The sequence below is a fragment of the Streptomyces globisporus genome (assembly GCF_003501885.1).
GTDB classification, from domain to species: domain Bacteria; phylum Actinomycetota; class Actinomycetes; order Streptomycetales; family Streptomycetaceae; genus Streptomyces; species Streptomyces globisporus_D.
Window position 1 is genome coordinate 1 of sequence record NZ_QWFA01000451.1, and the last position, 375, is coordinate 375.

Annotated in this window: 1 protein-coding gene; it reads left to right on the plus strand. The window is 45.1% G+C overall.

Annotation, left to right across the window (positions count from 1 at the left end):
• A partial coding sequence (locus D3105_RS34260; protein WP_206273076.1) for a transposase occupies positions 1 to 375 on the plus strand: 375 nt, incomplete at both ends.

The window sequence follows — 375 nt, forward strand, 5'->3', positions numbered from 1 at the left end:
GGAGTATGGGGACATTGAAATCCAAGTGCCTCGTGACCGCTTGGGCGAGTTTGATCCGGTTGTGGTGAAGAAGCATCAAACCAATGTCACAGGGATTGAAGACCAAATTGTGGCTCTCTATGCTAAGGGAGTAAGCACGCGAGATATTCAAGATCACCTGCTGAATCTGTATGGCGTTGAGGTTTCACCTACACTCATTTCAAACGTTACAAATAAAATTGTTCCCATCATTAAGGAATGGCAAAACCGGCCGCTACAAAACATCTACACGGTTGTCTTCTTGGACGCGATCCACTTTAAAGTAAAGCAGGACGGGCATATTGTAAACAAAGCGGCCTATATGGTCATTGGGATTGATCTGGAAGGCAACAAAGA